General features: G+C 36.1%; 20 protein-coding genes. 18 read left to right on the top strand and 2 right to left on the bottom strand.

Going from position 1 to position 25,529, the window contains the following annotated elements:
- Positions 1 to 26: 26 nt before the first annotated feature.
- Positions 27 to 1,679 (bottom strand): RagB/SusD family nutrient uptake outer membrane protein, encoded by a 1,653-nt coding sequence (locus AC1D0K_RS21930; protein ID WP_477397277.1) that lies wholly within the window; start codon positions 1,677 to 1,679, stop codon positions 27 to 29.
- 12 nt (positions 1,680 to 1,691) lie between these two features.
- Complete coding sequence (locus tag AC1D0K_RS21925; protein WP_477443089.1) at positions 1,692 to 4,817, bottom strand: SusC/RagA family TonB-linked outer membrane protein; 3,126 nt, start codon at positions 4,815 to 4,817, stop codon at positions 1,692 to 1,694.
- Between the two features lie 487 nt (positions 4,818 to 5,304).
- Between AC1D0K_RS21925 and AC1D0K_RS21920 the strand changes: the two genes are divergently transcribed.
- From AC1D0K_RS21920 to AC1D0K_RS21835, 18 genes are all read left to right on the top strand, one after another.
- On the top strand, positions 5,305 to 6,927 hold the full coding sequence (locus AC1D0K_RS21920; RefSeq protein WP_477397282.1) for a capsule assembly Wzi family protein: 1,623 nt from the start codon (positions 5,305 to 5,307) through the stop codon (positions 6,925 to 6,927).
- Between the two features lie 157 nt (positions 6,928 to 7,084).
- Positions 7,085 to 9,565 carry an SLBB domain-containing protein gene (locus tag AC1D0K_RS21915; protein ID WP_477397284.1) on the top strand — a complete coding sequence of 827 codons (2,481 nt, stop codon included), beginning with the start codon at positions 7,085 to 7,087 and terminating at the stop codon, positions 9,563 to 9,565.
- Positions 9,566 to 9,601: 36 nt separating this feature from the next.
- A complete protein-coding gene (locus AC1D0K_RS21910) occupies positions 9,602 to 10,684 on the top strand; it encodes a lipopolysaccharide biosynthesis protein (protein WP_477397286.1) in 1,083 nt (360 codons plus the stop codon).
- Between the two features lie 52 nt (positions 10,685 to 10,736).
- Complete coding sequence (locus tag AC1D0K_RS21905; RefSeq protein WP_295715716.1) at positions 10,737 to 11,141, top strand: sugar 3,4-ketoisomerase; 405 nt, start codon at positions 10,737 to 10,739, stop codon at positions 11,139 to 11,141.
- On the top strand, positions 11,138 to 11,551 hold the full coding sequence (locus tag AC1D0K_RS21900; RefSeq protein ID WP_295715718.1) for a sugar 3,4-ketoisomerase: 414 nt from the start codon (positions 11,138 to 11,140) through the stop codon (positions 11,549 to 11,551). Before AC1D0K_RS21905 ends, AC1D0K_RS21900 begins: the two co-directional genes overlap by 4 nt.
- Positions 11,544 to 12,095: an acyltransferase gene (locus AC1D0K_RS21895; RefSeq protein WP_295715720.1), complete on the top strand. Its 552-nt coding sequence runs from the start codon at positions 11,544 to 11,546 to the stop codon at positions 12,093 to 12,095. The genes AC1D0K_RS21900 and AC1D0K_RS21895 overlap by 8 nt, the downstream gene beginning before the upstream one ends.
- Positions 12,095 to 13,192 (top strand): DegT/DnrJ/EryC1/StrS family aminotransferase, encoded by a 1,098-nt coding sequence (locus AC1D0K_RS21890; RefSeq protein ID WP_477443092.1) that lies wholly within the window; start codon positions 12,095 to 12,097, stop codon positions 13,190 to 13,192. The genes AC1D0K_RS21895 and AC1D0K_RS21890 overlap by 1 nt, the downstream gene beginning before the upstream one ends.
- Positions 13,193 to 13,229: 37 nt before the next feature.
- Complete coding sequence (locus AC1D0K_RS21885) at positions 13,230 to 14,477, top strand: O-antigen translocase (RefSeq protein WP_477397293.1); 1,248 nt, start codon at positions 13,230 to 13,232, stop codon at positions 14,475 to 14,477.
- Positions 14,474 to 15,328, top strand: coding sequence for a glycosyltransferase family 2 protein (locus AC1D0K_RS21880; protein ID WP_477397295.1), 855 nt, complete (start codon positions 14,474 to 14,476; stop codon positions 15,326 to 15,328). The genes AC1D0K_RS21885 and AC1D0K_RS21880 overlap by 4 nt, the downstream gene beginning before the upstream one ends.
- 57 nt (positions 15,329 to 15,385) lie before the next feature.
- Positions 15,386 to 15,997, top strand: coding sequence for an acyltransferase (locus AC1D0K_RS21875; protein WP_477397297.1), 612 nt, complete (start codon positions 15,386 to 15,388; stop codon positions 15,995 to 15,997).
- Between the two features lie 55 nt (positions 15,998 to 16,052).
- Positions 16,053 to 17,135, top strand: a complete 1,083-nt coding sequence (locus AC1D0K_RS21870) for an acyltransferase family protein (RefSeq protein WP_477443644.1) — start codon at positions 16,053 to 16,055, stop codon at positions 17,133 to 17,135.
- 147 nt (positions 17,136 to 17,282) lie between these two features.
- Complete coding sequence (locus tag AC1D0K_RS21865; RefSeq protein WP_477399336.1) at positions 17,283 to 18,719, top strand: hypothetical protein; 1,437 nt, start codon at positions 17,283 to 17,285, stop codon at positions 18,717 to 18,719.
- A 17-nt stretch (positions 18,720 to 18,736) separates the two neighbouring features.
- A complete protein-coding gene (locus AC1D0K_RS21860) occupies positions 18,737 to 19,627 on the top strand; it encodes a glycosyltransferase family 2 protein (RefSeq protein ID WP_295715733.1) in 891 nt (296 codons plus the stop codon).
- A gap of 56 nt (positions 19,628 to 19,683) precedes the next feature.
- Positions 19,684 to 20,793 carry a glycosyltransferase family 4 protein gene (locus tag AC1D0K_RS21855; protein ID WP_295715735.1) on the top strand — a complete coding sequence of 370 codons (1,110 nt, stop codon included), beginning with the start codon at positions 19,684 to 19,686 and terminating at the stop codon, positions 20,791 to 20,793.
- 51 nt (positions 20,794 to 20,844) lie between these two features.
- Entirely contained in the window at positions 20,845 to 21,366 is a 522-nt protein-coding gene (locus AC1D0K_RS21850) for an acyltransferase (protein WP_295715737.1), read from the top strand.
- Between the two features lie 14 nt (positions 21,367 to 21,380).
- The gene (locus AC1D0K_RS21845; protein ID WP_295715739.1) at positions 21,381 to 22,520 is read left to right on the top strand and encodes an NAD-dependent epimerase/dehydratase family protein; all 1,140 of its coding nucleotides are present in this window, start codon (positions 21,381 to 21,383) and stop codon (positions 22,518 to 22,520) included.
- 4 nt (positions 22,521 to 22,524) lie between these two features.
- Positions 22,525 to 23,517: a glycosyltransferase gene (locus AC1D0K_RS21840; RefSeq protein WP_295715741.1), complete on the top strand. Its 993-nt coding sequence runs from the start codon at positions 22,525 to 22,527 to the stop codon at positions 23,515 to 23,517.
- 410 nt (positions 23,518 to 23,927) lie between these two features.
- Positions 23,928 to 25,277 carry a sugar transferase gene (locus tag AC1D0K_RS21835; protein WP_477443678.1) on the top strand — a complete coding sequence of 450 codons (1,350 nt, stop codon included), beginning with the start codon at positions 23,928 to 23,930 and terminating at the stop codon, positions 25,275 to 25,277.
- Positions 25,278 to 25,529 lie beyond the last annotated feature (252 nt).

The following is a 25,529-nucleotide window of genomic DNA, read 5'->3' as shown; positions in this document are numbered from 1 at the left end:
CTGCCTTTTTTTATGCACCTTTTGTTTTAATTATAATTTGGATTTTGTTTCAGGTTAGGATTGATCTGGATCTCCTTACGGGGAATTGGGTAATAATAGAATGAAGGTACCCATGTCCGTTTTTGCATGGTCATTACCTTGTAAGTGAACGCGGTATTGGCGGATGAGGTAGGTGTAATGGTAATACCCAAACCATCTTTTGAGCCAATTTCAGCTATTCCCCAACGGCGAATATCAAAATAGCGGTGCCCTTCAAAACACAGCTCTATGCGTCGTTCATGGCGTATTGCGTCTGTTAAAGCAGTTCCTGCTGCTGTCACTGCAGGCATCCCGGCCCTGTCCCTAATCTTATTGAGGCAAAGTAATGCCTGCCCGCTATTGCCAAGCGCCTGCTGTGCCTCTGCATAATTTAAATATATCTCGGCCAAACGGAACGACACCCATTGGCATGCGCTGTATGGCTGGATATTAAAATTATAGCTTTCGTCAACCATCTTTCTCATGGTGTAACCTGTTTTTGAAGCGTTCCATGGAGATAAGCTGCTCCCTTTGGAGTCAAGCCCTCCTTCATAAAACTGTGCGCCACGGCCCTGGAAAGGTGAACCGTTAAACAGGATATCTGCATAAAAACGGGGATCCCGGTTCTGGTACGGGTTTGCGCCATTAGTAGCCCAGCTGAACGGGGTTCCATCTGCCATGTCAAAGTCTTCGACCATTTGCTCCAGCACGTTGTAGGCGCTATATCCATTGTATCCGTTCGGACTAAGGTCACGATAAAGCGTGTTGTACCTGTCTTCCTGAACTGTAGCATTGAATACCCGCGAGAAAATTACTTCGCTGTTAAAGAAGTCGGTAAAAATGGTATTGTAGGTAGATGAGTTTCCGTGCAGGGAGTACAAGCCAAGGTCGATAACAGCCTTAGCCGCATCGGAAGCAGCCTGCCACCGGCTTACATCATTTGTAGTGTTGTAAGTAGGACTTGCGGCATACAGCAACAGGCGCGATTTGAGCGCAAGCGCGGCACCCAGGGTTGCTTTACCATAATCGCTGTTATTTGTATAGGTTTTGGGTAAAGCCGCAGCGGCAGCGCTAATCTCGGTGAGGATGAAATCCCTTGTCTGGTCCCATGTGGCCCTTGATTCGTTAAAGGTGTTATCATTAGCCGTATAAACTTTGGTGATCAGTGGGACACCGCCAAAACGCTTTAATAACTCAAAATAACATAGTGCCCTTAAAAAATGAACCTCACCTTTCATATTATTGAGCTGCGCGCCATGGCCAACAGTATCTGCCTGTACCACATTTTGAAAAAATTGGTTTGTTTTCTGGATGGTACTGTACAGGGTTGTCCAATAGTTCAGCGTAGAGCTGTAATTTAAAGGGAAAGAGCTACCCTGGTTATCGGGCGTAGCCTGGCCCATGATATAGGTGTTTTCGTGGCACCAGTTAAAGTTGCTGTACAGCTCATCTGTTTGCGAACCCCATCCAAAGCCGCCATCTTTAAAAGCGAATACCGATTCCTTATAGATCTGGTTAACAAATACCTGTATAAGAGCCGGATCAGTCCAGACCGTGTTGGTTGAAAAGGAGCTTGTGGGCTGCAGGTCGAGCACTTTTTTACAGGATATCCCCGTAAAAAATAATAGTGTCAAACTAAAGATTGTATATATTTTTTTCATCACACAAATCATTTAAAATGTAACATTTACGCCAAGATTGATGATCCGTTGCTGCGGATACGTCCTGCCATAATTTAAGGAGGAGCCTGGGTTTAATAAAGAACTTATGTTCGAAGCACTTTCGGGATCAAAAGAGGGTCCGAATTTATCAATCGAAAACAAGTTGTTCCCGCTCACAAATATCCTCGCAGCCTTTACTTTGATCCTGCTTAGTAGCTCCTTTGAAAAACTATAGCCTATCTCCACATTTTTTAAACGAAGGAAGGCGTCGCTGCGCAACCAATAGGTTGATGGGTATGCATTGGAGCCAAAGGTTCTTTCGGTGGGGCCATTAAAAGTACGGGGATAGGTATTGTCACCCTCCTTTTGCCAGCGACCTGTAAAAAATTGCTCGGCCATATTTAAACCATTGGGCATTAAAAGAGCCTGAGCCTTTGCCTGTCCCTGGAAAAATATGGTAAAGTCGAAGTTTTTATACTTGCCACCTAAGGTAAGCCCATAAAGTAGCTGCGGGGTGTTGGATAGGGTGTTCCTAACCTTGTCCAGATCATTGATCACACCATCGCCGTTAACATCCTTATATTTGATATCGCCCACTCCTGTGCCGTTTTGGTGAGGATAGGCATTCAACTGAGCAGTGTTCTGAAAAATACCATCTGCCTGGTATAAAAGATATGAATCTGTAGAATAACCGGTCACCTTCTGATAGCCCGGAACATTCAAAGGCTCGGCGCCGTAGATTACCTTATTAACCGCATAGGTCATGTTTCCGTTAACATTGAAGGAGAAATCCTTACTAACCGTTTTACTATAGCCCAGATCAATTTCAAAGCCTTTATTATTAACCTTACCCAAATTCACATCCGGTAAGGTAAGGCCAGCATAATCAGGTACAGCCGCGCTTGGTTTTACCAAAATGTTGTTACGTGAAGAGCGGAATACATCTACACTAACCGAAAATGCTTTAAATAATTGTGCATCAAGCCCCAGGTTGGTTGTAGTAGCCACTTCCCAAGTGATATTGGAGTTAGGGGCCGGACCTAAAGAGAAGCCTGGCACCTGCGTTGCATTTGGCCCAAAATAGTATCCGGCTCCTAAATACTGTGAGATTTGCCCGGCCTGAAGGCCATAGGTTTGGATATACTGGAAGGCATTAACCGCGTCATTACCTGTTTTTCCCCATGATCCCCTCAGTTTCAGGTCGTCAATAACTGATGAGTGAAAGAAGCCTTCCTGCGAGATCCGCCATGCTGCAGATACGGACGGGAAGAAGCCAAAGCGTTTGCCTGCCGGAAAGTTGGGAGAACCGTCATAGCGCATGTTATAATCCAGCAGGTACCTGTCGTCATAATTATATGATAACCGGCTGATAAAGTTTTGACGGGCAAACTGTGTAGTAATAGAATTATTGGTTTCGCCAACAGTACTGCCTGCAAATAATTCGGTTACGTTATTACTCAGGAAACCGGTTCTGTAAGCATCCAGCTCTGTATAAGTTTGCTGCTGCTGCTCGTAGGCTACAAATGCTTCAATACCATGTTTCTGGAATTTGCGCTCGTAACCTAATTTAATATTAATCAGCCTGCTTACGGTTTGACTATTGGTTATCGATAAATTAGGCGGAATGGTAGAAGTTACCTCATCATAATTGCCCGTTGTTTTATTATAACTATAAGCAGGTGGGGGCAATGCATTGAATCCTTTATACTGGTTGGAGTTTACGTCATACGCAAAGTAACCATCCAGGTGCAGCCCTGGCGTAATTTTCGGTAATGCCCAGTTAAACGATGTTTTGGTTTGTAAAAAATCATAATTGTTGTGGGTGTAACCTAAGCCGCCATTTAATACATAAACCATGCTGTTTTGCGGGCCCCCGCCAATGCCAACGCCTACTTTACCGTTGGGATAAACCGGAACCAAATATGGATAGGCTGCCCAAAGCTGATTAAATATCCCATTGGCATCGTAACCTGGAGCTTCACCATTTTTAAATTCATCACGGTACATCACGTCCACGCCAATCTTAAAGTTGTCGGTAGCCGTAATGTCAATATTGGCCCGGGCATTGTCGTTTTTATAATAGTCTGCTCCGCTATTATACATACTGTTTTGAAACAGGTGCTGACCCGAGATATAGTATTTCACCTTATCCGAACCGCCCCTTAAGGTAAGCACGTTATTGGTTTGCGTTGCCCAGTTTCTCATAACCGCATTCCACCAACTGGTATTAGGGTGGCCAAGCGGATCGGTACCGTCTTTGTATTTTTGAATATCATCAGCTGTATATTCATGCTGCTGGCCAACCAAGTCGTCATATTCATTTGCAGATTGCGCAAACTGCCATGAACTCAGCATTTTTGGAACGCGGGTAGGCTGCGTCATAGAAAAATTGGAAGTAAATGATAAGGTGGTTTTACCTGTTGTTCCCCTTTTGGTGGTTATCAAAATTACACCATTAGCCGCCCTGGCGCCATAAATAGAGCCCGTGGCATCTTTCAACACAGTAAAGGATTCAATATCCGCAGGATCTAAGCGATTAAAACCACGATCAGGAATTCCATCAATCACAATCAGTGGGCTGGTGTTTCCAAGGGTTCCCTTTCCCCTCACAAGGATACTGGCGTCGTCGGCGCCGGGTTCGCCGCTCCGGGTGTTTACGATCAGTCCCGGTACAGCGCCTGCAAGCGTATTGGATACGTTAGCAACAGGCGATTTTTCCAGTTCGGTACCTTTAATGGTACTTACGGCTCCCGTGAGGTTGGCTTTTTTCCTGGTACCGTAGCCAATCACCACTACTTCGCCAAGGTTTCCCGAGGCTTTATCCGGGGCCATGGTTACGTCTCCATTCCAGTCTTTGGTAACCACGACTATTTTTTTCAAATAGCCGATAAAGGAAAAGGAAAGTTTTGCGTTGATTTCAGGAACGCTGATCTTGTAAAATCCGTTCGCATCGGTGCTTGTACCTTGAGCGGTTCCATCAAGCAAAATACTTACTCCGGGAAGGGCCTGGCCGTGTTCATCTGTTACATGGCCCGAGATGCTTCTTTTTTGTTGGGAAAAACCCTGCTGATAACACAGCAGCAAAATAAAGCATAGTAAATACATGCCCAGTTTTTTAGGTGGTACTTTTTTTTTCATAATGATTTTTTGGTTAGAATTGGTTGTTCTGTTCTGTTCTATTCTTTGATAAAGGTAATGACAAATTTGTTACCTCCAAATGTTTTTTTTATTAATTGAAAAAAGCTGTTTGGAGGTTATACTCAATAGGAAAAGAAGGCGATTAATATCTGCCTGAATTATATTATTAAAAAGTTGTAGCGAATTAGATAGGTCGTTCGTATAGGGTTTGTACCTAAGTGTAATTATTACATGAAGTAAATATTATATATTTGTTATTATGTCATATATCCGACGCATGTAAGGAAAAAAAACAGCTATTTTGCTGTGAAAGTAGATTACGGCATTTTACTTTATTGTGCTCTTTTAAGTAAATAATAAGGTCGAATTGATAGCCAGATATACTTTGAAGTAAACAATTACGTTTTTATTATCCTTAAACCCTATAGTCTTATCCGTGAAAAATTTATATCTTATAATTTGCCTCTTACTCTTTACTACTATAAGTATGAAGAGTTATTCTCAAACTATTCCGGTTGGTAATTACCTTGAAGATATTGCAAGGAGAGACCAAATTTTAGGTAAAACCGATAATCCAATTTCCTTTACCATTCGTCCTGTTAGTCGTGAATGGAATAAGAATGGGCCAGACTCTTCTTTACAGAACCTGGTGGCAAGTAAACAATATTTAAAGTTTAAGCTTATGGGGGTGCCGTCCGGAGTGCAAGTACTTCCCTTTAATTGGTTAAATGAGTATAATGTAAATAGGCCCTACGGATATAATAATGCTTCGTTATATCCTAATAAAGGTTATCAAAGCCTCATCAGCGGTGGTTTTTTAATAACAGCGGGAATATTAAAAATTCAACTTAAACCAGAATTGGTGTATGCTCAAAATAAGGCATTTAATACTTTTGCCGATTTACAGGCTAATAATAATTCCCCGGCATTGATGGCTGCTTATTTTAGTACTATAAACGGGATAGATGCTCCAGAAAGGTTCGGAAATAAATCAATAACTCATTTGTACCCAGGGCAATCAAAAATCACCTTGAATTACAATAGTGTTGAAGCCGGAGTTTCGACCGAAAATCTTTGGTGGGGGCCAGGCATAAAAAATTCCATTATGATGAGTAACTCCGCGCCGGGCTTTTTACACTGGACATTTAATTCTGCAAAACCGGTTAAAACAATCATCGGCTCGTTTGAATGGCAATTAATAGGCGGCAACTTAAAACAATCAGGATATGCGCCTGATGATGTAAGTAAATTAATTTATGGCACCGGCCTCTATAATCCTAAACCTAAAGTTACCAGGTATATATCGGCATTAACTGTTAACTGGCAGCCCAAATGGTTAAAAGGATTATATCTTGGTTTTACAAGCTATGATTATCTTGATAAGGATTCTACCTATCGCCAAAGAAATATTATCCGTAAAACATTTCCGGTAATCACCGGCTCATCTTTAAAAGCAAATGATATTTCAAATGCTACACATGGCGACGGACAGGATTTTGCATATGCATTTAATATAAGGCAACTTTTACCGTTCTATAAATCAGAGATTTATTTTGAATGGGCCAGGAATGACAGATCAGGCGGCTTTAATGATTTTTTACAGGAGCCCGAACACTCAACGGCTTACACCCTTGGTGGCAGAAAACTGTTTGACCTTGGTAAGAACGATTTTTTACAAATTAAAACCGAAATAACTCAATTGCAAAGAGCACCAACGTATTTATTAAGGGATGAGCCTACCTGGTATGAACACCTTACCAATCCGAGGGATGGTTATACCAATGATGGCAGATATATAGGAGCCGGAATTGGACCGGGAAGTTACAGCCTTATACTTGACTTTAGTTACCTGAAAAATTTAAACTCCTATGGCATAACCCTTGAAAGGCAGTTACATAACAATGATCTTTATTACAGTGCCTTTGCCGGTACCGGTATATATAATTTGCATTGGGTTGATCTTTCAGGCACCTTTTACACGAATATAAGATTGAAAAACTACCTGCTCTCTGCAGAAGTTACCCCTGTTTACTCCTTAAATTACGAGTATAGAAACGGCGCAAGCTTTAATTTACATGCAAGGCTCAATCTCACTTATTATTTTAATTAATTATCATGGCTTTTATTACAGAAGCATTAACTCATAATTAACCTCAAACTAAAAGAACTTACATAGTTCTTAATAAATAATTATTTGACTTACTTTTGCAAAAAATAATATCATTTATTGGAGTGTTATTTTTTATGCCCTAATGGCTTTTTTACTTATGAATAAACTTAACTTTCGGGTACTTTTGATTGTCCTCATTATTATTTGTGGCGCAATTAAAACAGTCTCGGCTCAAACTGCTCTTCAAAATATTTCTTCTATTAATGTTGATGATCTTTCTGATCAGCAAATAGCCCAATTGATTCAGCAGGCGCAAAACGCAGGATTAAGTGATGCCGAATTATTACAACAAGCCCAAAGCAGGGGAATGTCAAGCGCCCAGGTTCAAAAATTACAAACCCGTATAAAAGATCTGCGAGCTAAAAATGGAGGTCAATCACATAATAGGGCTGATACCGTTGATGCCACAACAGGCAGGCGGCTTAATTATAAGCCGGACCGCGTTGATACATCATATACCGGAAAAGATATTTTTGAAAACCTAAAACCTAAAATTTTCGGTGCGGACATTTTTAAAAATAAGAACAGCTCATTTGAACCTAACCTGAAGCTGGCCACGCCGTTAAATTATATATTAGGCCCTAATGATCAGCTTAATATAAATGTGTATGGCAGTTCATTAGTAAACTGGAAACTGGATGTTTCACCAGAAGGTAACATTAACATTCCGGGAATAGGCATTTTAAACGTTGGGGGTAAAACCATTGAACAAGCCACCTCACTCATAAAAAATAAGCTTGCTGCAAATAACTATGCCATTGGGCGTGGTACAAGTGTGCAGGTAACACTTGGCAATATACGCAGCATACAGGTTATTATTATTGGCCAGGTTGTAAAACCGGGAACCTATACGTTGCCATCGCTTGCTACAGTTTTTAACGCGTTATATACGGCCGGCGGCCCAAATGATAATGGAAGTTTAAGGCAAATTGAAATCATCAGGAATAACCGGATAATAAGGCATCTTGATGTTTATGATTTCCTGGTAAAAGGCGATCAAAAAAATAATATTTCATTACAAGATCAGGATATTGTACGCGTACCTACCTACAGAACAAGGGTTGAGCTTGCAGGGCAGATTAAAATACCGGCATTATTTGAGGTTTTACCCGGTGAGAGCCTTGAAAATATATTAAGCTATGCCGGTGGATTTACAGATAGCGCTTATACTGCACGCATAAAAGTTTCACAGATAAGTGATCAGCAAAGAAAAATTACCGATGTTTTAGAAGCCGATTACAAGAATTATATTCCTTTAAGAGGAGATAAGTATACCATTGAATCTGTTATCAATAGGTTTGAAAACAGGGTTGTAATCAATGGAGCCGTTTTTAAACCTGGGGATTATGAGCTGCAAAACGGATTAACTTTATACCAGTTAATAGAAAAAGCCGCTGGGTTAAAAGAAGATGCTTTTACAGATAGGGGTACAATTACCCGCCTAAAGCCTGATAATAGCACTGAAATGATAGGTTTTAGTGTAAAAGATGTAATGAATAAAACGGTGAGCATCCCGTTGCAGCGCGAAGACATTATTAATATATCGTCGATTTTTGATTTACGCGACAAATACATCGTTACTATTAATGGCAGTGTAAGGAAACCCGGAAAGTTTGCTTTCTCAGAAAACATGAAAGTGGAGGATCTGATATTAAAGGCCGGCGGTTTTGCAGAAGGAGCGAGCACAAAACGCATTGAAGTAGCCAGGAGGATTTCTGATGCTGATCCATCATCCAAAAGCAGTTCTGTAGCTCAGGTATTTAGTGTTAATATAGATGGCCCTTTAAAACCTGCTGAGGCAAACTTTATATTGAACCCGTTTGATATTGTTTCGATATATAGTTTACCCGGATATGAAAAGCAAAAAACAGTAAAAGTAGAAGGCGAAGTTCTATATCCCGGATCTTATACTATAAAAAACAAGAATGAAAAAATATCAGACCTTGTAGCCCGTGCCGGAGGTCTTACCGCATCGGCCGATGTTGAAGGAGGCTCTTTAAAAAGAGAAAACATTGCCATATTAGGAGTTGATAAAAACAAGGCTGATACTGTAGCCCTTGCGCTTGAAAGAACAGCTAAATTTGAAAGGCTTAAAAGAACCTATAAAGATTCAACCAATACAGGTGATGCGCAACAGCGCAACAATTATGTAGGTATTGATCTTAACAGTATATTAAAATCACCTGGTTCAAAAATTGATCTTCTTATAGAGGATGGCGATGTTTTAAGAGTCCCAAAACAGCAACAGATAGTTCGGGTTAACGGGCAGGTACTTTATCCAAGCGCCGTAGTTTACGAAAGTTCAAAATCGTTTAATGACTTTGTATACAACGCTGGTGGATATGGCCCTGACGCACTAAGAAGAGGCGCGTATGTAGTATATCCAAACGGAACGGTTAAAGGTACCCGGAAGTTCTTGTTTTTTAACAGCCATCCTTCGGTTAAACCCGGAAGCGAAATATATGTTCCTAAAAAATCTGAAAGCAAGGGTAACACAGCTCAAACCATTTTAGGGTTTACTACAGGTTTAGCTTCTTTGGGTGCTATTATTCTGGGGATTTTAAGTTTGAATAAATAGATAAAAGATTCACTCGGCCATTAGAAGACTAAATTTATGAATATAGAGGATCAGGAAAATATTGGTGGAAATTCGGATGAAGTATCTGTAAAGTTTATAGTTACTAAGACTATATCGGCAATAAAATATGTTAAAAGTAAATGGTTATTAATATTTACTATTTCTGCGATAGGGGGTATTGTCGGATTTTGCTATTCAATTTATAAAAAAAATACTTATACGGCTGTTTGCACATTTGTTTTAGAAGAATCAGGAAAAGGAGGTGGGCTTGGGCAATATGCTGGCCTGGCAAGTCTGGCCGGAATAAATCTGGGTAGTGGAGGTGGAGGCGGAATATTTGAAGGCGACAACATACTGGAATTATATAAATCCAGAACAATGATAAAAAAAACACTTTTAACTGAAGTAATTATAAATAACAAAAATCAAACGCTTATTGAAAGATATATTCATAACAATAAATTACGTGAGAGGTGGAAGAACAAAGACAATATTGATAGTATATCTTTTAAGGGCGATGCTGAAAAGTTTAATCGGAGACAGGATAGTATTATAACAGATTTGGTTGATATTTTCAATAAAAAGGTTTTGAACGTAAGTAAGCCGGATAAAAAACTAAATATTATCAAGGTAGAAGTAGTTGCAAATGATGAATTGTTTGCCAAAGAATTTACAAATAAGTTAGTTGAAAATGTCAACAACTTTTATATTCAAACTAAAACCAAAAAAGCGTATCAGGATGTTTCTATTTTGCAGAAACAAGCAGATAGCGTTAAGATAGTCTTAAATTCTTCAATAAGTGGAGTTGCATCGGCCATCGACGCTTCCCCTAATGCAAATCCTTCACTACTATCTCTTAGGGTTCCATCACAAAAAAAACAAATTGATGTACAAGCAAGCACAGCAATATATAGTGAAATTGTGAAGAATTTAGAGATTTCAAAAATTTCGTTAAGGCAGGAGATGCCACTCATACAAGTCATTGATAAGCCGGTGTTACCATTAACGGTTAATAAAGTAGGTAAGGTAAAAGGGGTAGTATCGGGAATAATTATTGCGGGTTTGTTAGCTATCATAGTTTTAGTAATAGGAAGAGCTTTCAAACGCCAGCTTAACTAATTTTTAAGTTATACCGTATCATTAATTTAGGTATAACAGGTATAAAAGAGTCATGGATAATAATCAAATAAAGCTTATAAACCTTCCTAAAATTTTAGACGAAAGAGGAAACCTTTCGTTTTTGGAAGAAAATAACCATATTCCGTTTAAAATTCAACGCGTTTATTGGATATATGATGTGCCGGGTGGTGAAGAACGGGGTGGGCACGCCTATAAAGAAAATAAAGAGTTTATCATTGCTTTATCAGGGAGTTTTGATGTGGTATTAGATGATGGAAAAGAAACTAAAAGGTACTCATTAAACAGGTCATACTATGGATTATATATTCCAAAAGGAATTTGGAGGCATATGGAAAATTTTTCAACTAATTCATTAGCTTTTATTGCTGCATCAACATTTTATCAAGAAGATGATTATATCAGAGATTATAGTGTATTTAAGCAAAATAAATCATGAGAGCTTCAGTATACAATTGTAATGTAATTGAATTTAAAAAAATTCATAATAGGGCTGGTAATATTACATCTATCAATGGCGCATTAGAAATACCATTTGATATTCAAAGAGTTTATTACTTATATGATGTGCCTGGCGGAGAAATACGAGGTGGACATGCCCATTATGGATTAAAGCAACTAATTATAGCGGCCAGCGGGAGTTTTGATGTGGTGATTGATGATGGACATATAAAAAAAACAATTACACTTAACAGACCTAATTTTGGATTATATATAACACCTGGAATTTGGCGCGATCTGGTCAATTTTTCATCTGGAGCCGTGCTTCTGGTTTTGGCATCAAATAAATATGATGAGAAAGATTATATAAGAGATTATCAAGATTTTTTAGAATATACGTATGGATAATAACATTCATTCCTTATCAGATGTAAAAACAGATAAGATAGGGGAAAATACTTTTGTTTGGCAATTTTGCGTTATTCTTGAAGGTGCAATAATAGGTTCAAACTGTAACATTAATTGCAATTGCTTTATTGAAAACGATGTCATTCTCGGCAATAATATTACCATAAAATCTGGTGTTCAAATCTGGGATGGTATAAGTGTTGAAGATAATGTATTTATTGGACCTAATGCCACTTTTACAAATGATCTGATACCCCGTTCAAAAGTCTATCCTAAAGAATTTAAGCGAACTCTTATAAAAAGAGGCGCTTCTATCGGGGCAAATGCAACCATTGTTGCCGGTATTGAAGTAGGTGAGTTTTCATTTATTGGAGCGGGTAGTGTTGTTACTAAATCTGTTCCCCCTTATACAGTTTGGTACGGTAACCCTGCCAGGCATAAAGGATTTATTACCGAAGATGCCATAATTCTTGATTTGAATTTATTAGATAAGGAAACTAATATTCAATACATTTTAGATGAATATAAACCAATTAGAAAATAATGATTAAGTTTTTGGATCTATTAGAAATTAATAGGCGGCATAAGGAAGAATTAACAAAGGCATTTGAGCGCGTTTTAGATTCAGGCTGGTATATAATGGGTAATGAATTAAATGCATTCGAAACCGATTTTGCAGCTTATTGCGGAACTAAACACGCGATAGGTGTAGCCAACGGGCTGGATGCACTAATTTTAATTATCAGGGCATATAAAGAGTTGGGGATATTTCAGGACGGCGATGAAATTATTGTACCCGCTAATACCTATATAGCCAGTATTTTGGCCATATCCGCTAATAATTTAATTCCTGTGCTGGTTGAGCCCAATATCGATACTTACAATATTGATCCAGCTTTAATTGAACGTCAGATCACAGCAAAAACAAAAGCCATTTTGCCTGTTCATTTATACGGCCAACTCTGTGATATGCAGGCAATAAATGCTATTGCTCAAAAGCATCAGTTAAAAGTAATTGAAGATAGTGCACAGGCTCACGGCGCAACAAGTAACGGCAAACGAGCCGGGAATTTTGGTGATGCCACTGGTTTTAGCTTTTACCCTGGTAAAAACTTAGGTGCCTTGGGAGATGGAGGGGCTATTACCACCAACGATGATGTATTAAATGATTCCATACGGGCATTATTAAATTATGGTTCGCATAAAAAATACGAAAACCTGTATAAAGGTGTTAACAGCCGTTTGGATGAGTTGCAGGCTGCATTGTTAGGTGTTAAGCTTAAAACCCTTGATCAGGAAACGGCAACTAAAAGAGCAATTGCAAATCGTTACCTGCAGGAAATAAATAATTCTAAAATTATTTCGCCAAAAATAGCTGAGCAAAGTGCTCATGTCTGGCATTTATTTGTTGTAAGAACGGATAACCGTGATCATTTACAGCAATATCTTACCAGTAATGGCATTCAAACTATTATACATTATCCTATACCGCCACACCAGCAACAGGCTTATAAAGAGTGGAATAATTTAAGCTATCCTATAAGCGAAACTATCCATCGCGAAGTTTTAAGTTTGCCTTTAAGCCCTGTATTAAAACCCGAAGAGGTGGATCACGTTATAAAAACCTTAAATGAATATTAAAGAAGTTTTAAAAGAATCCATCATTTAATCTGAACATTTGAAACTTATAAAGACTTCTTTTTTTTCGGCTGTAATTACTTTTATCCGCATTGCTTCCAGCTTTGTAGCGAGCAAAGTGGTGGCTTTATTTACGGGTCCTGCTGGCATAGCACTAATTGGGCAGTTTTCAAACTTTATAACTATTGCGTTAACATTTGCTAATGGTGCAATTAATACAGGTGTAATAAAGTATACTGCAGAATTTGAAGGGGATGAGCAGCAATTAAAAAAGCTTTTTAGCACTTCACTCAAAATTAGTATTTATAGTTCAAGTGTATTTGGCTTAATATTACTCTGCATTGCAACCTATATTTCACAATGGCTATTTCATTCGTCTCTTTACACCAACCCTTTAAGAGTTTTAGGTATTACCATTATTTTATACGCTCTTAATTCACTCCTGATTTCTATTTTAAATGGAAAAAAGGAAATAAAAAGGTACACCTTAGTCAATACCGTAGGCAGTATTATTGGCTTAGTTTTTACAGTTGTATTAGTTTATTTTTATAAAATAACAGGTGCGCTTTACGCTTTGGTTTTAGCTCAATCCATCGTATTTTTTGTTACTTTAATAATGGTTATAAAAAGTAGCTGGTTTGCAAGATCATATTTCAACCAGCCTTTTGATAAAGAGACAGCCCACAAATTATCAAGATTTAGTTTAATGGCAATAGTTTCGGCCTTAACTGTGCCTGTTTCACAGATCATCCTGCGTAATATGGTAATTAGTAAATTAGGGATCAATGATGCCGGTTATTGGCAAGGCATGATGCGCGTTTCTGACGGTTACCTGTTATTGGTTACTACCTCTTTAAGTACATATTATTTACCTAAACTATCTTCATTACACCATGATGATGATCTGCGTAAAGAAATATATCAGGGATATAAGATCATTCTTCCTGGCGTTTTTGTTAGCTGTTTGCTTATTTATTGGTTACGTTTTTTCATAATTCATATCTTATATACTAAAGAGTTTGAAACCATGGGCGAACTCTTTGCTTTTCAATTAATAGGCGATTTTTTTAAAATGGCAGCCTGGGTATTAGCTTATTTAATGTTAGCTAAAGCGATGACCAAAGCATTTATTATAACAGAAGTTGTATTTAGTATAAGCTATGTTTTGTTAGGATATGTTTGTATACATTTGTTTAAGCTAAATGGTATTACCATAGCATTTGCAATTAATTATTTTGCTTATTTAATAATTATGATTGTGCTTTTCAGAAAATTATTGTTCAAATGAAGTATCCTTTAGTATCTATTATCATTCCCTGTTATAATCACGAAAAATATGTTGTTGAGGCCTTAAACAGTATTCTTGATGACACCTATCCCAATAAAGAAATTGTTGTAATTAATGATGGCTCTACCGATAATTCAAATAATCTAATAAACCACTGGGTGAGCCAACATTATGCAAATCATCTATCAATAAAATATAAAAACCGGAGCAATAAAGGTCTTTGCGCAACACTTAATGAAATGTTAGAATTGGCTAAAGGCAAGTATGTGTTGCCCCTTGCCAGTGACGATGCTCTGTATGGCAACACTATAGAACAAAGAGTATCTATTTTAGAAGAAAATGAAAAACATGGCAAACTTGTATTGGTTAGTGATGCTTTAGTAATTGATGAAAATAGTAATATTACCGGACAAAGTTCAATGGCCATTAATAAAGGAGATAAACTGAAGTTTAAAACGGACATTGGAATTTTGAAAGAAATGATAACCAATCCTTCAACGGTTGGTCCAATTTCATTAATTAATAAAACTATTTATAATAAAATTGGTCTCTATCCTGAAGACCTTTTTGCAGAAGACTGGTTTTTTTATCAGAGAGCTGCTTCTATAAAAGCCATTTTATTTTATGATAAAGTGGTGTCGTTATATAGAATGCATTCAAGTAATACCTCCGGTGGAAATATTTCAATCAACCAAAATATCCGACTTACCTGTGCAATTAAAACGTCTATATATAGAAATATAAGTTGGTACCCTACATTATATTTAAAATTTCTTGGAGTAAAAAAGCTTATAAGAGTAATGTTGATTATTTTAAAACTAAGAGTAAAAAGAACATTAACCAACAATTAGACTCAGTTAAGCCGTTTCTTCATAGATTAACTGTTTTATTCGCCTTATTAAACTATAATGGATATATATACCAAACTGTTACGATTACGATCACTGTATTATAAATTAAAGACTATCATATGGTATAAATTTTTTTTAAAAAATTGTGGTTCTAATAATCGTATTATCAGGCCTTTGTTGCTCACTCCCCAATGTGTGATTTTTAAAAATAATATCTTAGTAAGGGATAACTGTAGATTAGAAGGCGTTTTTAGCTATGCAGGCGTTAATTATGAACCTTTAATTACCTTGAATGACAACATTAGTATTGAGCAAAATCTCCATTTAACCTGCGCTAACAAAATTACTATAGGCGCAAATACCGCTATTGCGGCTAATGTTACCATAACTGATATTAATCATCCTTATGCCGATATAAGCTTGCCGCCAGAAAAACAGGTGTTACAAGTTAATGAGGTAATCATCGGGGAATCCTGTAAGGTTTATAATAATGCAGTTATATTGCCAGGTACGGTTTTAGGCAAACACAACATAGTTGGGGCTAATTCTGTGGTTAGTGGAGTATTTCCCGATTACTGCGTTATAGCGGGCACCCCTGCAAGAATTATAAAACTGTATAATTGGGGGACAGGTAAGTGGGAAAAAGTTGGGGTTAAAGGAGACAAATAGTTTTGAGTTTGCCAATTTAAACTTCACGAATGTATAATTAATAATTAAAGTTAGAATGGATATTAAGAAAAACAGACTTGCATTTTTAGATTTTTTACGTTTTATTGCTGCATTTTCAGTTTTAGGAGAGCATGTGTTTGAAAGATTGTTTCCTGCATTTATACACTTTACAACACACTACTTCCAATTGGGGCTTTTTGGGGTAATTTTATTTTTTTTAACAAGTGGGTTTATCATACCCGTTTCATTAGAGAAAGGAGCATCACTTAAAACATTCTGGGTAAGCAGAATATTCCGTTTATATCCACTTTATATAGTCAGTATTATAACAGTACTGTTAGGTATTCATTTTGGATTGTATAAAGTTAGTTTTCCGAGTCTAAAAACAATTATTACTAATTTATTTATGTTCCAGCTTTTTTTGGGGCAACCCAATATATTGGGATTATACTGGACCCTATGTCTTGAATTGTTTTTCTATTTTGTTGTTTCTATTATTTTTGCTTTAGGATTTATAAAAAAAAGCGTTTTTATTGCTTCTGTTTTTTTAGGAATCTCGTTTGTGGCCGGGGTAATAGCTATTGGATATTTTCATTTGGCAAGTAATGGCTGGGGATTAATTTTTTACCTGAGCACCATGTTTATGGGAACACTTTTTTACAGACTTGTCAATAATGAAATATCGTTTTCAACCTTTATAATAATGATTATTTTGGCTGCAGCGGTATTACTGAGTAATACCTTTATAAATCTATATGGTCATGATAAGCCAGAGTTATTAGGAGCCAGAAGTTTTTTACCTGTTACTACTGCAATAATCGGCGCTTACCTGGTATTCTTTGCAGTAGTAATACGATGCCAAAAATTTAACTTCCCTAAAGTTTTTGTGTTTTTTGGTGTAATGAGCTACTCCATATATCTTGTTCAGGGAATTATTTTGACTTTAATTCCAGAATCATCTAATGCATTAGTATTCACCTTTACCAGGATTGGGCTAACTATATCAATATCACTGGTTACTTATCATTTTGTTGAAAAACCTTTTATAAGATTTGGTAAAAAGCTGAGCGAATCAATAAAGGATAATAGAGATAAAAAATTGTTAGCTGAAGAGAAAGTATTATCAAAAGAATTTTGAGGTTCAAATTTCAGAGTACGACCATATAGGTAATTAATTGAGGCTTTCAGGCAGCGTTGTATAGAGATATTTCATAATGAAGAAGCAAATACTGATAACGGGCGGAGTTGCATTTATAATGTATAAATAAGAATTGATAATTTAAGCATGGATTCTACTTCCATAATAACTGATATATTAATATCTATTGAATGTATTGCTTTGACAATTTTATTGTTTGGGTTATATTATTTTGAAAAAATAAATGCAATTGAATTTATTTTATATGGTACCGCCTGTTCAACATTTTATATACCCTTTATAAGCATTACCGCTACTCCACTGTTTTTTATTTCAACATATTTTTTTATCTCCGAGGGAACGGCTCTTTTCAGAAGTAAGTTGAAAATGAAACTTTCACTATTGATTATTCTGTTTTTGCCGGTATTGTCCTCCATAACAATATCAGTACTTTTAACATTAGGTTATGATGTTTTTGATGGAAACAACCCTTCAGTGGGGCGTGTTTTGTATGATGGGGTATTTTTTTATGTTAAATACTTTTTACCTATAGTTTTTTTGGGAACAAGAATTTATCGCGAAAGCAAAATACATGATATCCATTACTTTTTTTCAATTATTAGAAAAGTAGCGATTTACTCTTGTTACATTGGCTTGTTTCAGCTCGTATTATCATCTATAATTAAGGATGAAACTATATTGAGAGTATTTGGAATGAGATCTAATTACCTGGCTTATGTAGCTGGTGGGCAAGATGCCGCAAATGCGCGCGTTTCGGCTTTTTTTATTGAACCTAAATTTCTGGCTGCCTTTTTGGTGGTATCGATACCATTATTCTTAAAAGAAAATAAAATCGCATCATTAATCCTGGTTTTAATAGTAGGATTATTAACCGCGTCACAAACCTTTATGGTTGGTGTATTGCTTAGTGGTATTATATTTTTTATCATCAAAAAAATCAAAAATATCAGAGCTAACGTTGCACTGGGAATAATGATGATTGTTATGTTTTTTTATTCTATTTCGTTGCTTAAAGTAGTATTTTTGGATTTTTATGCCACGCATAGTGATAATTATGTAGTCAACCTGGTGCTATCAAGAGCTGTTGACCGGTACGATACAGATGCCGATGATGGAGAGGCCAATATGAACTTTTTAGGAATACCGCTGCAAAAAGATTCTGATTTACCGATAGCTCTTTTTTTTGCTACTAAACCATTACTCTATTTGTCTGGATATGGATTAAAAAATGGGGGCTTTGTGCCAGCCAAGTATTACATATTTGATAATGAGCGAGTGAAGGATGGCTCATTAACATATAATTTGGATATACGCTGGTTTTATTTTACGTGTGAATTTGGATTGGTTATTTTTTTGATATGGTTGCACTATTTCACAAAAAAGTTTGATTCAACCATAATTACGCCTTTTGAAAATAAGTATTATGCATTTTTGATCGTGTTTTTATTCTTTAGCGGCATAGAGTTGTATATTATTCTCCTATATGCATTTTACATGGGTAGCAGTTATTACAATAAATCCAAAATGGATTCAAATACTCAATTGATTAATTGCAACAAATAAATTTAAAGAATTTAGATATGGTAAAAATAGGTTTAGTAACGGTTTTATATAAAAGTGATGATGTACTTGAAGATTTTTTTAAGAGCTTATCCTTGCAATCATTTAAAAACCACCACTTATATCTTATTGATAACTCTCCTTCGGTCGAAACAGATGATTTAATTGAAATTTTACTAATTAAATATCCTTTAACCCGCTATACCCATGTTAAAAACGCTTCAAATAATGGTGTTGCAAAAGGGAATAACCAGGGAATAAAGCTTGCATTTAATGATAACTCAGATTTTATCCTTTTGCTAAATAACGATATCGATTTTCATCAGCCATTTTTGTTAGATGAGATGATAAATTATGCTATTGCCAATAGCGAGAACCTCGTAATTCCCAAGATATTTTACTTTGGTACAAGAAAAATATGGCTTGCCGGGGGCGAAATTCATAGATATAAAGGTTATGCAAGCCATGTAGGTTACAATAAAGACGACAGCGACGAGTTTAACGTTATTAAACATTTTGACTATGCGCCTACTTGTTTTATGTTAATCAGCAGAAAAGTTTTTGAGGTGGTTGGCCTTATGGACGAGAACTATTTTGTTTATTATGATGATACCGATTACCTTGCAAGGGCCATTCACAAAGGTTTCAAAGTATGTTATCTGCCAAAGCTGGAGGTTTTTCATAAGGTTTCGTTTAGTACCGGAGGTGGCGAATCATTGTTTTCTATTTATTACCTAAACAGAAACAGAGTTTACTTTGTAAGGAAAAACTATCCATTTTTAGTACGGCAAATTGCGCTAAGCCACACCATAATAACAAGGCTCATCAAGTATTTGATTTACAAAAAGGATGAGAAAAAAACATTGCTAAAAGGAATCAAAGACGGATTTTCCATTAAAATTGGCCAATAGCATAATAAGATTATCAAATAATTAAAAAAGCATATCAGATTTATTAGACTGGATAAATGAGTTTACAGATTTTTTTAGATAATATAGTTTTTAATATTCAAAAGTTTGGAGGGGCGTCAACATACTGGAATGAGCTTCAAAAATATTTTGTAAAACTTAATAATGTTAATATAATTATTCAAAATAAGGAGCAAAGGCAATCTGCGCTTTTTGAAAATCAAACCAAATCGTATGATACGAATTATATATTAGAGGATCTTTTACCCTCATTTCTTACCAGATACTTGCCTTTAACAGTACGTTTGCCGGCTAAATCTCTGTATCATGCAAGTTATTATCGTACATGTCTTCAAAAAGATGTTGTAAATATTTTTACCGTTCATGATTTTACCCATAAAAAAGGGTTAGCTTCAAAATTTCCCCGCAAATTAGTGCATATATCCCTAACAGGTATTGGAATTAGAAATGCTGATGGCATTATTTGTATTTCAGAAAATACTAAGAAGGATTTGATGTTTTACTACCCTCAAATACCTGAAAATAAAGTAAAAGTAATTTATCATGGTGTCAGTGAACACTTTTTCCCGATTGAAAAAACAAGTAACAATATTTTAAAAGATGTTTTGAATGTAAACGAACCTTTTATTTTGTTTATTGGAAAAAGAGAGGGGTATAAGAAATTCGATATAGTGGCTGAAGCTGTTGAAAAAGTCGCAGATTTAAACTTGGTTATAGTAGGAGGGGGAGAATTATCAGCAGAGGAGCTCATTTATTTAAATTCGAATCTTGCGGGAAGGTTTATTAAATTGGATGGATTAAACAATACAGAACTCAATACTTTATACAATTACGCTTTTGCATTGATCTACCCGTCAGTTTATGAAGGATTTGGATTTCCCGTGGTAGAAGCTATGAGAGCTGGTTGCCCGGTAATTTCCAATAATCTTTCTTCCGTGCCTGAAGTTGGGGGCGATGCTATAATGATGATCACCGAAATTTCGGCAGATGCAATTGTAGAAAAAATTAATTTATTAAGACAAAATGAAGTTCGCCTATCCATGATAAACAGGGGATTAAAGCAAAGTGTAAAATTTAACTGGGAAAAATGTTTTAAAGAAACATACAGTTTTTATAAGGAGATTTATAATCGGAGGTTTTCAGAATAAATGATTTATAAAATAAAATGGCTACTAACAACCCTTTTTGTAAGATTAAAGGTGAAAAAGATTGGCTTATTATCATATGTAGGCCGCCCGCTGTTTATATTGGGAGGGCGCCGAATTATTATTGGTAATAAAGTCCGGATATTTCCTGGTTCAAGATTAGAGACACATGATAATGGCCAGATTGTAATTGAAGACGATATATCAATCGGACAAAATTTGCATTTAATTAGTGCGAATGAGCCAATAAACATAGGAAAAGGTACCACAATTTCCGGAAATGTATTTATAACCAATTTAGATCATGATTACCAGCAGATAGGGTTACATATTTTAAAACAAAAATATATTGTAAAAACCACAAGCATTGGTGAAAATTGCTTTATTGGATATGGAGCTGTAATCCAGGCGGGAACAATTTTGGGGAAACAATGCATAATTGGATCAAACTCAGTTGTTCGTGGGGTGTTTCCCGACTACTGTGTTATTGTTGGGGCCCCGGCGCGAATTATAAAGCGCTACAATGAAAAAAGTCAACAGTGGCAAAAAACACATTCAAACGGGATTTTTAACTAGAGAAATATATATAAATGAAAAAACGCATACTGATAACTGGCGGAGCTGGATTTATAGGCTCAAATTTAGCTTTGAAACTAATTGAAAATGGACATAGTATAACTATTTTAGATAATCTCTCAAAACAAATACATGGGAATGATCCACAAAATTCTTCTCCGTTATTTCAATCTATACAGCACAAAGTAAACTTTATTGAAGGAACAGTAACATCTCGTGCCGATTTGTTAAAGGCAGTGGAAAATCAGGACATCATTGTGCATCTCGCAGCCGAGACTGGAACGGGCCAGTCCATGTATCAGATAGCACATTACACCGATGTTAATATTGGGGGGACAGCCTTATTGCTTGATATATTGGCCAACACTAAACACGCTGTGAGCAAAGTAGTGATAGCATCGTCAAGGTCAATTTATGGCGAAGGGAAATATGAAAGCGGCGAGCTCGGATTTGTTTATCCCGGCCATCGTACTGATGAATTTATGCGCGCCGGTGATTTTGAAGTTAAATACCCAGGCAGTAGTGCTGCTTTAAAATTAGTTGCAACCGACGAAGGCTCAAAAATACATCCATCCTCCGTGTATGGTATTACCAAACAAAACCAGGAGCAAATGATCATGACTGTTTGCCCAACCATTGGTATTGCGCCTGTAGCATTCCGCTATCAAAACGTTTACGGACCAGGGCAGTCACTTTCTAATCCTTATACGGGTATTTTGTCTATTTTTTCTACCTTGATAAAAAATGGTAAAGAGATTAATATTTTTGAAGATGGAAAAGAAACGCGCGATTTTGTGTTCATTGATGATGTAGTAGATGCCACCATTTTAGGAATTGAGCAGGATGCCGCAAATAACGCGGTATTTAACGTAGGCACAGGTACCCCAACTGATGTAATTACCGTAGTAAAGGAGTTGTTTTCCAATTATAGAAAAGAAGTGCCTTACCAAATTTCAGGGAACTACCGGTTGGGCGATATCAGGCATAATTATGCTGATATTAGTAAAATATCGGCGACGCTTGGTTTTAAACCTAAGGTGAGCTTTGAAGAAGGTATCAGTAAATTTGCACAGTGGGTAAATACACAGCATATTCAGGAAGATAAATATTTAAAATCTATCCAGGAGATGAGAGAAAAAGGATTATTCAAATAACCGTATGAGCAGGAAATCTATTTTATTTATTGCCCCGGCATTTTTTGGATATGAAATTTCTATTACCAATGCCCTTATTGAAAACGGCTATGATGTTGATTTTTTTGATGAAAGAACATCAAATAATTCGTTTTTAAAAGCCATTTTTAGGGTAAAAAAAAGCTTACTCAATAGTGCTATAAATAAATATTATAAAAATATCCTCACTAAGATACAGCAAAAGCAATATGCTTATTTTTTTCTGATAAAGGGCGAAGTAGTACCGGTATGGTTTATTGTTGAGTTTAAAAAATTAAACCCTCAATCTAAACTCATTTATTATACTTACGATTCATTTAATAATAACAATGCCAATTCCCTGTACATTTTAAAGCATTTTGACAGTTGCTACAGCTTTGATTTTGAAGATGTAAAACTTAATCCGGTATTTAAATTAAAACACCTGTTTTACACCGGTGAATTCATTAACAACTTAAATAAACAGGATAAAAAATATTCAATTTCTTTCGTCGGGACGCTGCATTCCAGCAGGTATAAAACAATTAAACACTTATTCAATAATATCGATAAAACTTTTGCCTTTTTTTATTCTCCTGCTAAATGGTTTTTTTTGCTCGAAAAAATAATAAAAGGAAAACATGCCAATGTAAAGTGGCATGAGGTTAGCTTCGAAAAACTTTCCAGGCAACAAGTGGCCGAAATTTTCAAGTCATCAAAAAGCGTTCTGGATATACAACGTTCAGGACAAACCGGCTTAACCATGCGAACCTTTGAGGTGTTAGCAGCGGGGGCTACACTCATTACCACTAATACTCATATAAAAGAAGCTGCCTTTTATGATCCTGCATATATTATGGTTTTGGATGATTTGAACGATACGGAAATAATTGGGATTAAAGAGCGGATTGATAAGTTAGATGCTAAAATGGAACCAATTTTTAATGAACTTAATGAGTTTTATATAAACAATTGGGTAAAGGAGTTCATAAATCAATAATCGTAATAATGCCCGTAAATAGATATCAAAGTTTAATTTGGTTATATAACTTATATACATTAAAGCCATTTTATGAATATTTCCACGCGGTAAAAACTATGTTTAAGATAGCTGTTATGTGGGGTAATTCATAGCCTTTGACTAGTCTGAAGTAAATTATATGCTATTTAATTATAACGAAATTGTTACGCATGCATCTGTATTTTCTACAGCCCGGTTCAAAAGAGAGCGGCTTATTTATATTCAGGATAAATTGGATATAGCTTGCCATATTTAATAAAAAAAATAAAATAATTAATTTTTGATTGTAGCGTTTAGAACTTATTGTTCGTATTGGTATCATGTTGTTATTTATTTCTGTTTAATTCATATTCTTAATAGGAAATAATTATATTTGCAAACCCTTATCCATGAAAATACGCTACTCTCGATTTCTACCGCTCGTTACTTTTGTAAGCGATTTGATAATATTAAATATCGCGCTTCAAGTAGCCCACTTAGTTATTTTTAATTACTATTCATCCGAAATACAATCTGCAAATTTTATCTTATTAGTTAATTTGGCCTGGGTTTCTATAGCTTCAGTAACAAAAAACTATGTTATTAGCAGGCCTCTTGTATTGAGTGAAAATATCAGTAAGTTTCTGTCTTCCCTTATATACCATTTAGTTATGGTGCTTGGAGTGATATATTTTTTCAAGTTGTATGAGGTTAGCCGATGGGAAATGAGTGTTACCTATATCTTATTTTTTACGTTTACAATTGCAGAGCGCTCATTGATATTTTACATCTTGGACTATATCAGAAAAAAAGGGTATAACAGGCGTAATGTACTTCTTGTAGGTAATCAATCTATTGCAAATAGGCTAATAAAGTCATTCTCCAAACATCCTGAATATGGTTACTATTTTATCGATCTGATTTCCGAAGAAATGCTTCAGGACATGTCTGATGAAATGCTGCTTGAGAGGATGTTGGATAAAAATCCCAATGAAGTGTTTGTATGCTATCAATATCTGGATCAATCCTTGTTGAAAAAGATGGTTGATCTGGGCGATCAGAACTCTATCAAGATCAAATTGGTTTCTGATCTTGTACTGGATAATAATTTTGCCAAAATTGTTAACTATGAAAACCTTCCTGTAATACAGCTTTCATATAATCCTGAACTTAGTTTAAAGGTTGTATTTTTAAAACGAAGTTTCGATATCCTGTTTTCTCTGTTGGTTATGGTAATTGGATTCCCGATTTTTTTGATGTTATATATTATTACGAAATTAACTTCAAAGGGCCCTGCTTTTTTCTGCCAGGAAAGAATTGGTAAAGACCGCCGGCCTTTCAAAATTTACAAATTCAGGAGTATGTTTATCAATTCGGAGTTATTAGGCCCGCAATTGTCTACCGATAATGATCCACGTATTACTAAATGGGGGAGGATTTTGCGCAGGTCAAGGTTGGATGAACTACCGCAGTTTTGGAATGTTTTAAAAGGCGATATGTCTGTAGTTGGCCCAAGACCTGAACGCCAGTTTTTTATAGAACAACTTATATTAAAATCGCCTAATTACAAAAAGTTACTACGCCTTAAACCGGGACTTACTTCATACGGACAAGTAAATTATGGCTATGCAGAAAATATTGATCAAATGCGTCACCGGGTTCGTTATGATTTAATCTATCTAAGAAATATATCATTCAATAATGATGTAGGTATAATTTTAAAAACCTTAAAGGTGATGGTACAGCTTAAGGGCAAATAGCACTAAACCTATTTTATGTGGGCTACTTTTTTAATCAATTAGTAGCCCATTTATATTTTGCGCCTTTTTTTGCTATCCTAATTTCCTTAAAACCTAATCCCTGTATCTCCGGGTATAAAGATTACCTTAGGCTAACTGATCTTATATTTCTGCAGTTTTTCTTTACTCAATTACCTGATGAACCCCATGATCGGTCAGCTTTTAATTCTGCCGATTGTAAAATAACTTCACTCATCCCCAAATACCCGCACT

It is taken from the genome of Mucilaginibacter sp. P1_A3, assembly GCF_056406855.1.
This window is presented reverse-complemented; position numbering and strand designations above follow the sequence as displayed.

Coding starts and splice junctions, on each gene's coding strand:
- AC1D0K_RS21930 (WP_477397277.1), bottom strand. CDS start 1,679: ATGAAAAAAATATATACAATCTTTAGTTTGACACTATTATTTTTTACG.
- AC1D0K_RS21925 (WP_477443089.1), bottom strand. CDS start 4,817: ATGAAAAAAAAAGTACCACCTAAAAAACTGGGCATGTATTTACTATGC.
- AC1D0K_RS21920 (WP_477397282.1), top strand. CDS start 5,305: ATGAAGAGTTATTCTCAAACTATTCCGGTTGGTAATTACCTTGAAGAT.
- AC1D0K_RS21915 (WP_477397284.1), top strand. CDS start 7,085: ATGAATAAACTTAACTTTCGGGTACTTTTGATTGTCCTCATTATTATT.
- AC1D0K_RS21910 (WP_477397286.1), top strand. CDS start 9,602: ATGAATATAGAGGATCAGGAAAATATTGGTGGAAATTCGGATGAAGTA.
- AC1D0K_RS21905 (WP_295715716.1), top strand. CDS start 10,737: ATGGATAATAATCAAATAAAGCTTATAAACCTTCCTAAAATTTTAGAC.
- AC1D0K_RS21900 (WP_295715718.1), top strand. CDS start 11,138: ATGAGAGCTTCAGTATACAATTGTAATGTAATTGAATTTAAAAAAATT.
- AC1D0K_RS21895 (WP_295715720.1), top strand. CDS start 11,544: ATGGATAATAACATTCATTCCTTATCAGATGTAAAAACAGATAAGATA.
- AC1D0K_RS21890 (WP_477443092.1), top strand. CDS start 12,095: ATGATTAAGTTTTTGGATCTATTAGAAATTAATAGGCGGCATAAGGAA.
- AC1D0K_RS21880 (WP_477397295.1), top strand. CDS start 14,474: ATGAAGTATCCTTTAGTATCTATTATCATTCCCTGTTATAATCACGAA.
- AC1D0K_RS21875 (WP_477397297.1), top strand. CDS start 15,386: ATGGATATATATACCAAACTGTTACGATTACGATCACTGTATTATAAA.
- AC1D0K_RS21870 (WP_477443644.1), top strand. CDS start 16,053: ATGGATATTAAGAAAAACAGACTTGCATTTTTAGATTTTTTACGTTTT.
- AC1D0K_RS21865 (WP_477399336.1), top strand. CDS start 17,283: ATGGATTCTACTTCCATAATAACTGATATATTAATATCTATTGAATGT.
- AC1D0K_RS21860 (WP_295715733.1), top strand. CDS start 18,737: ATGGTAAAAATAGGTTTAGTAACGGTTTTATATAAAAGTGATGATGTA.
- AC1D0K_RS21855 (WP_295715735.1), top strand. CDS start 19,684: ATGAGTTTACAGATTTTTTTAGATAATATAGTTTTTAATATTCAAAAG.
- AC1D0K_RS21845 (WP_295715739.1), top strand. CDS start 21,381: ATGAAAAAACGCATACTGATAACTGGCGGAGCTGGATTTATAGGCTCA.
- AC1D0K_RS21840 (WP_295715741.1), top strand. CDS start 22,525: ATGAGCAGGAAATCTATTTTATTTATTGCCCCGGCATTTTTTGGATAT.
- AC1D0K_RS21835 (WP_477443678.1), top strand. CDS start 23,928: ATGAAAATACGCTACTCTCGATTTCTACCGCTCGTTACTTTTGTAAGC.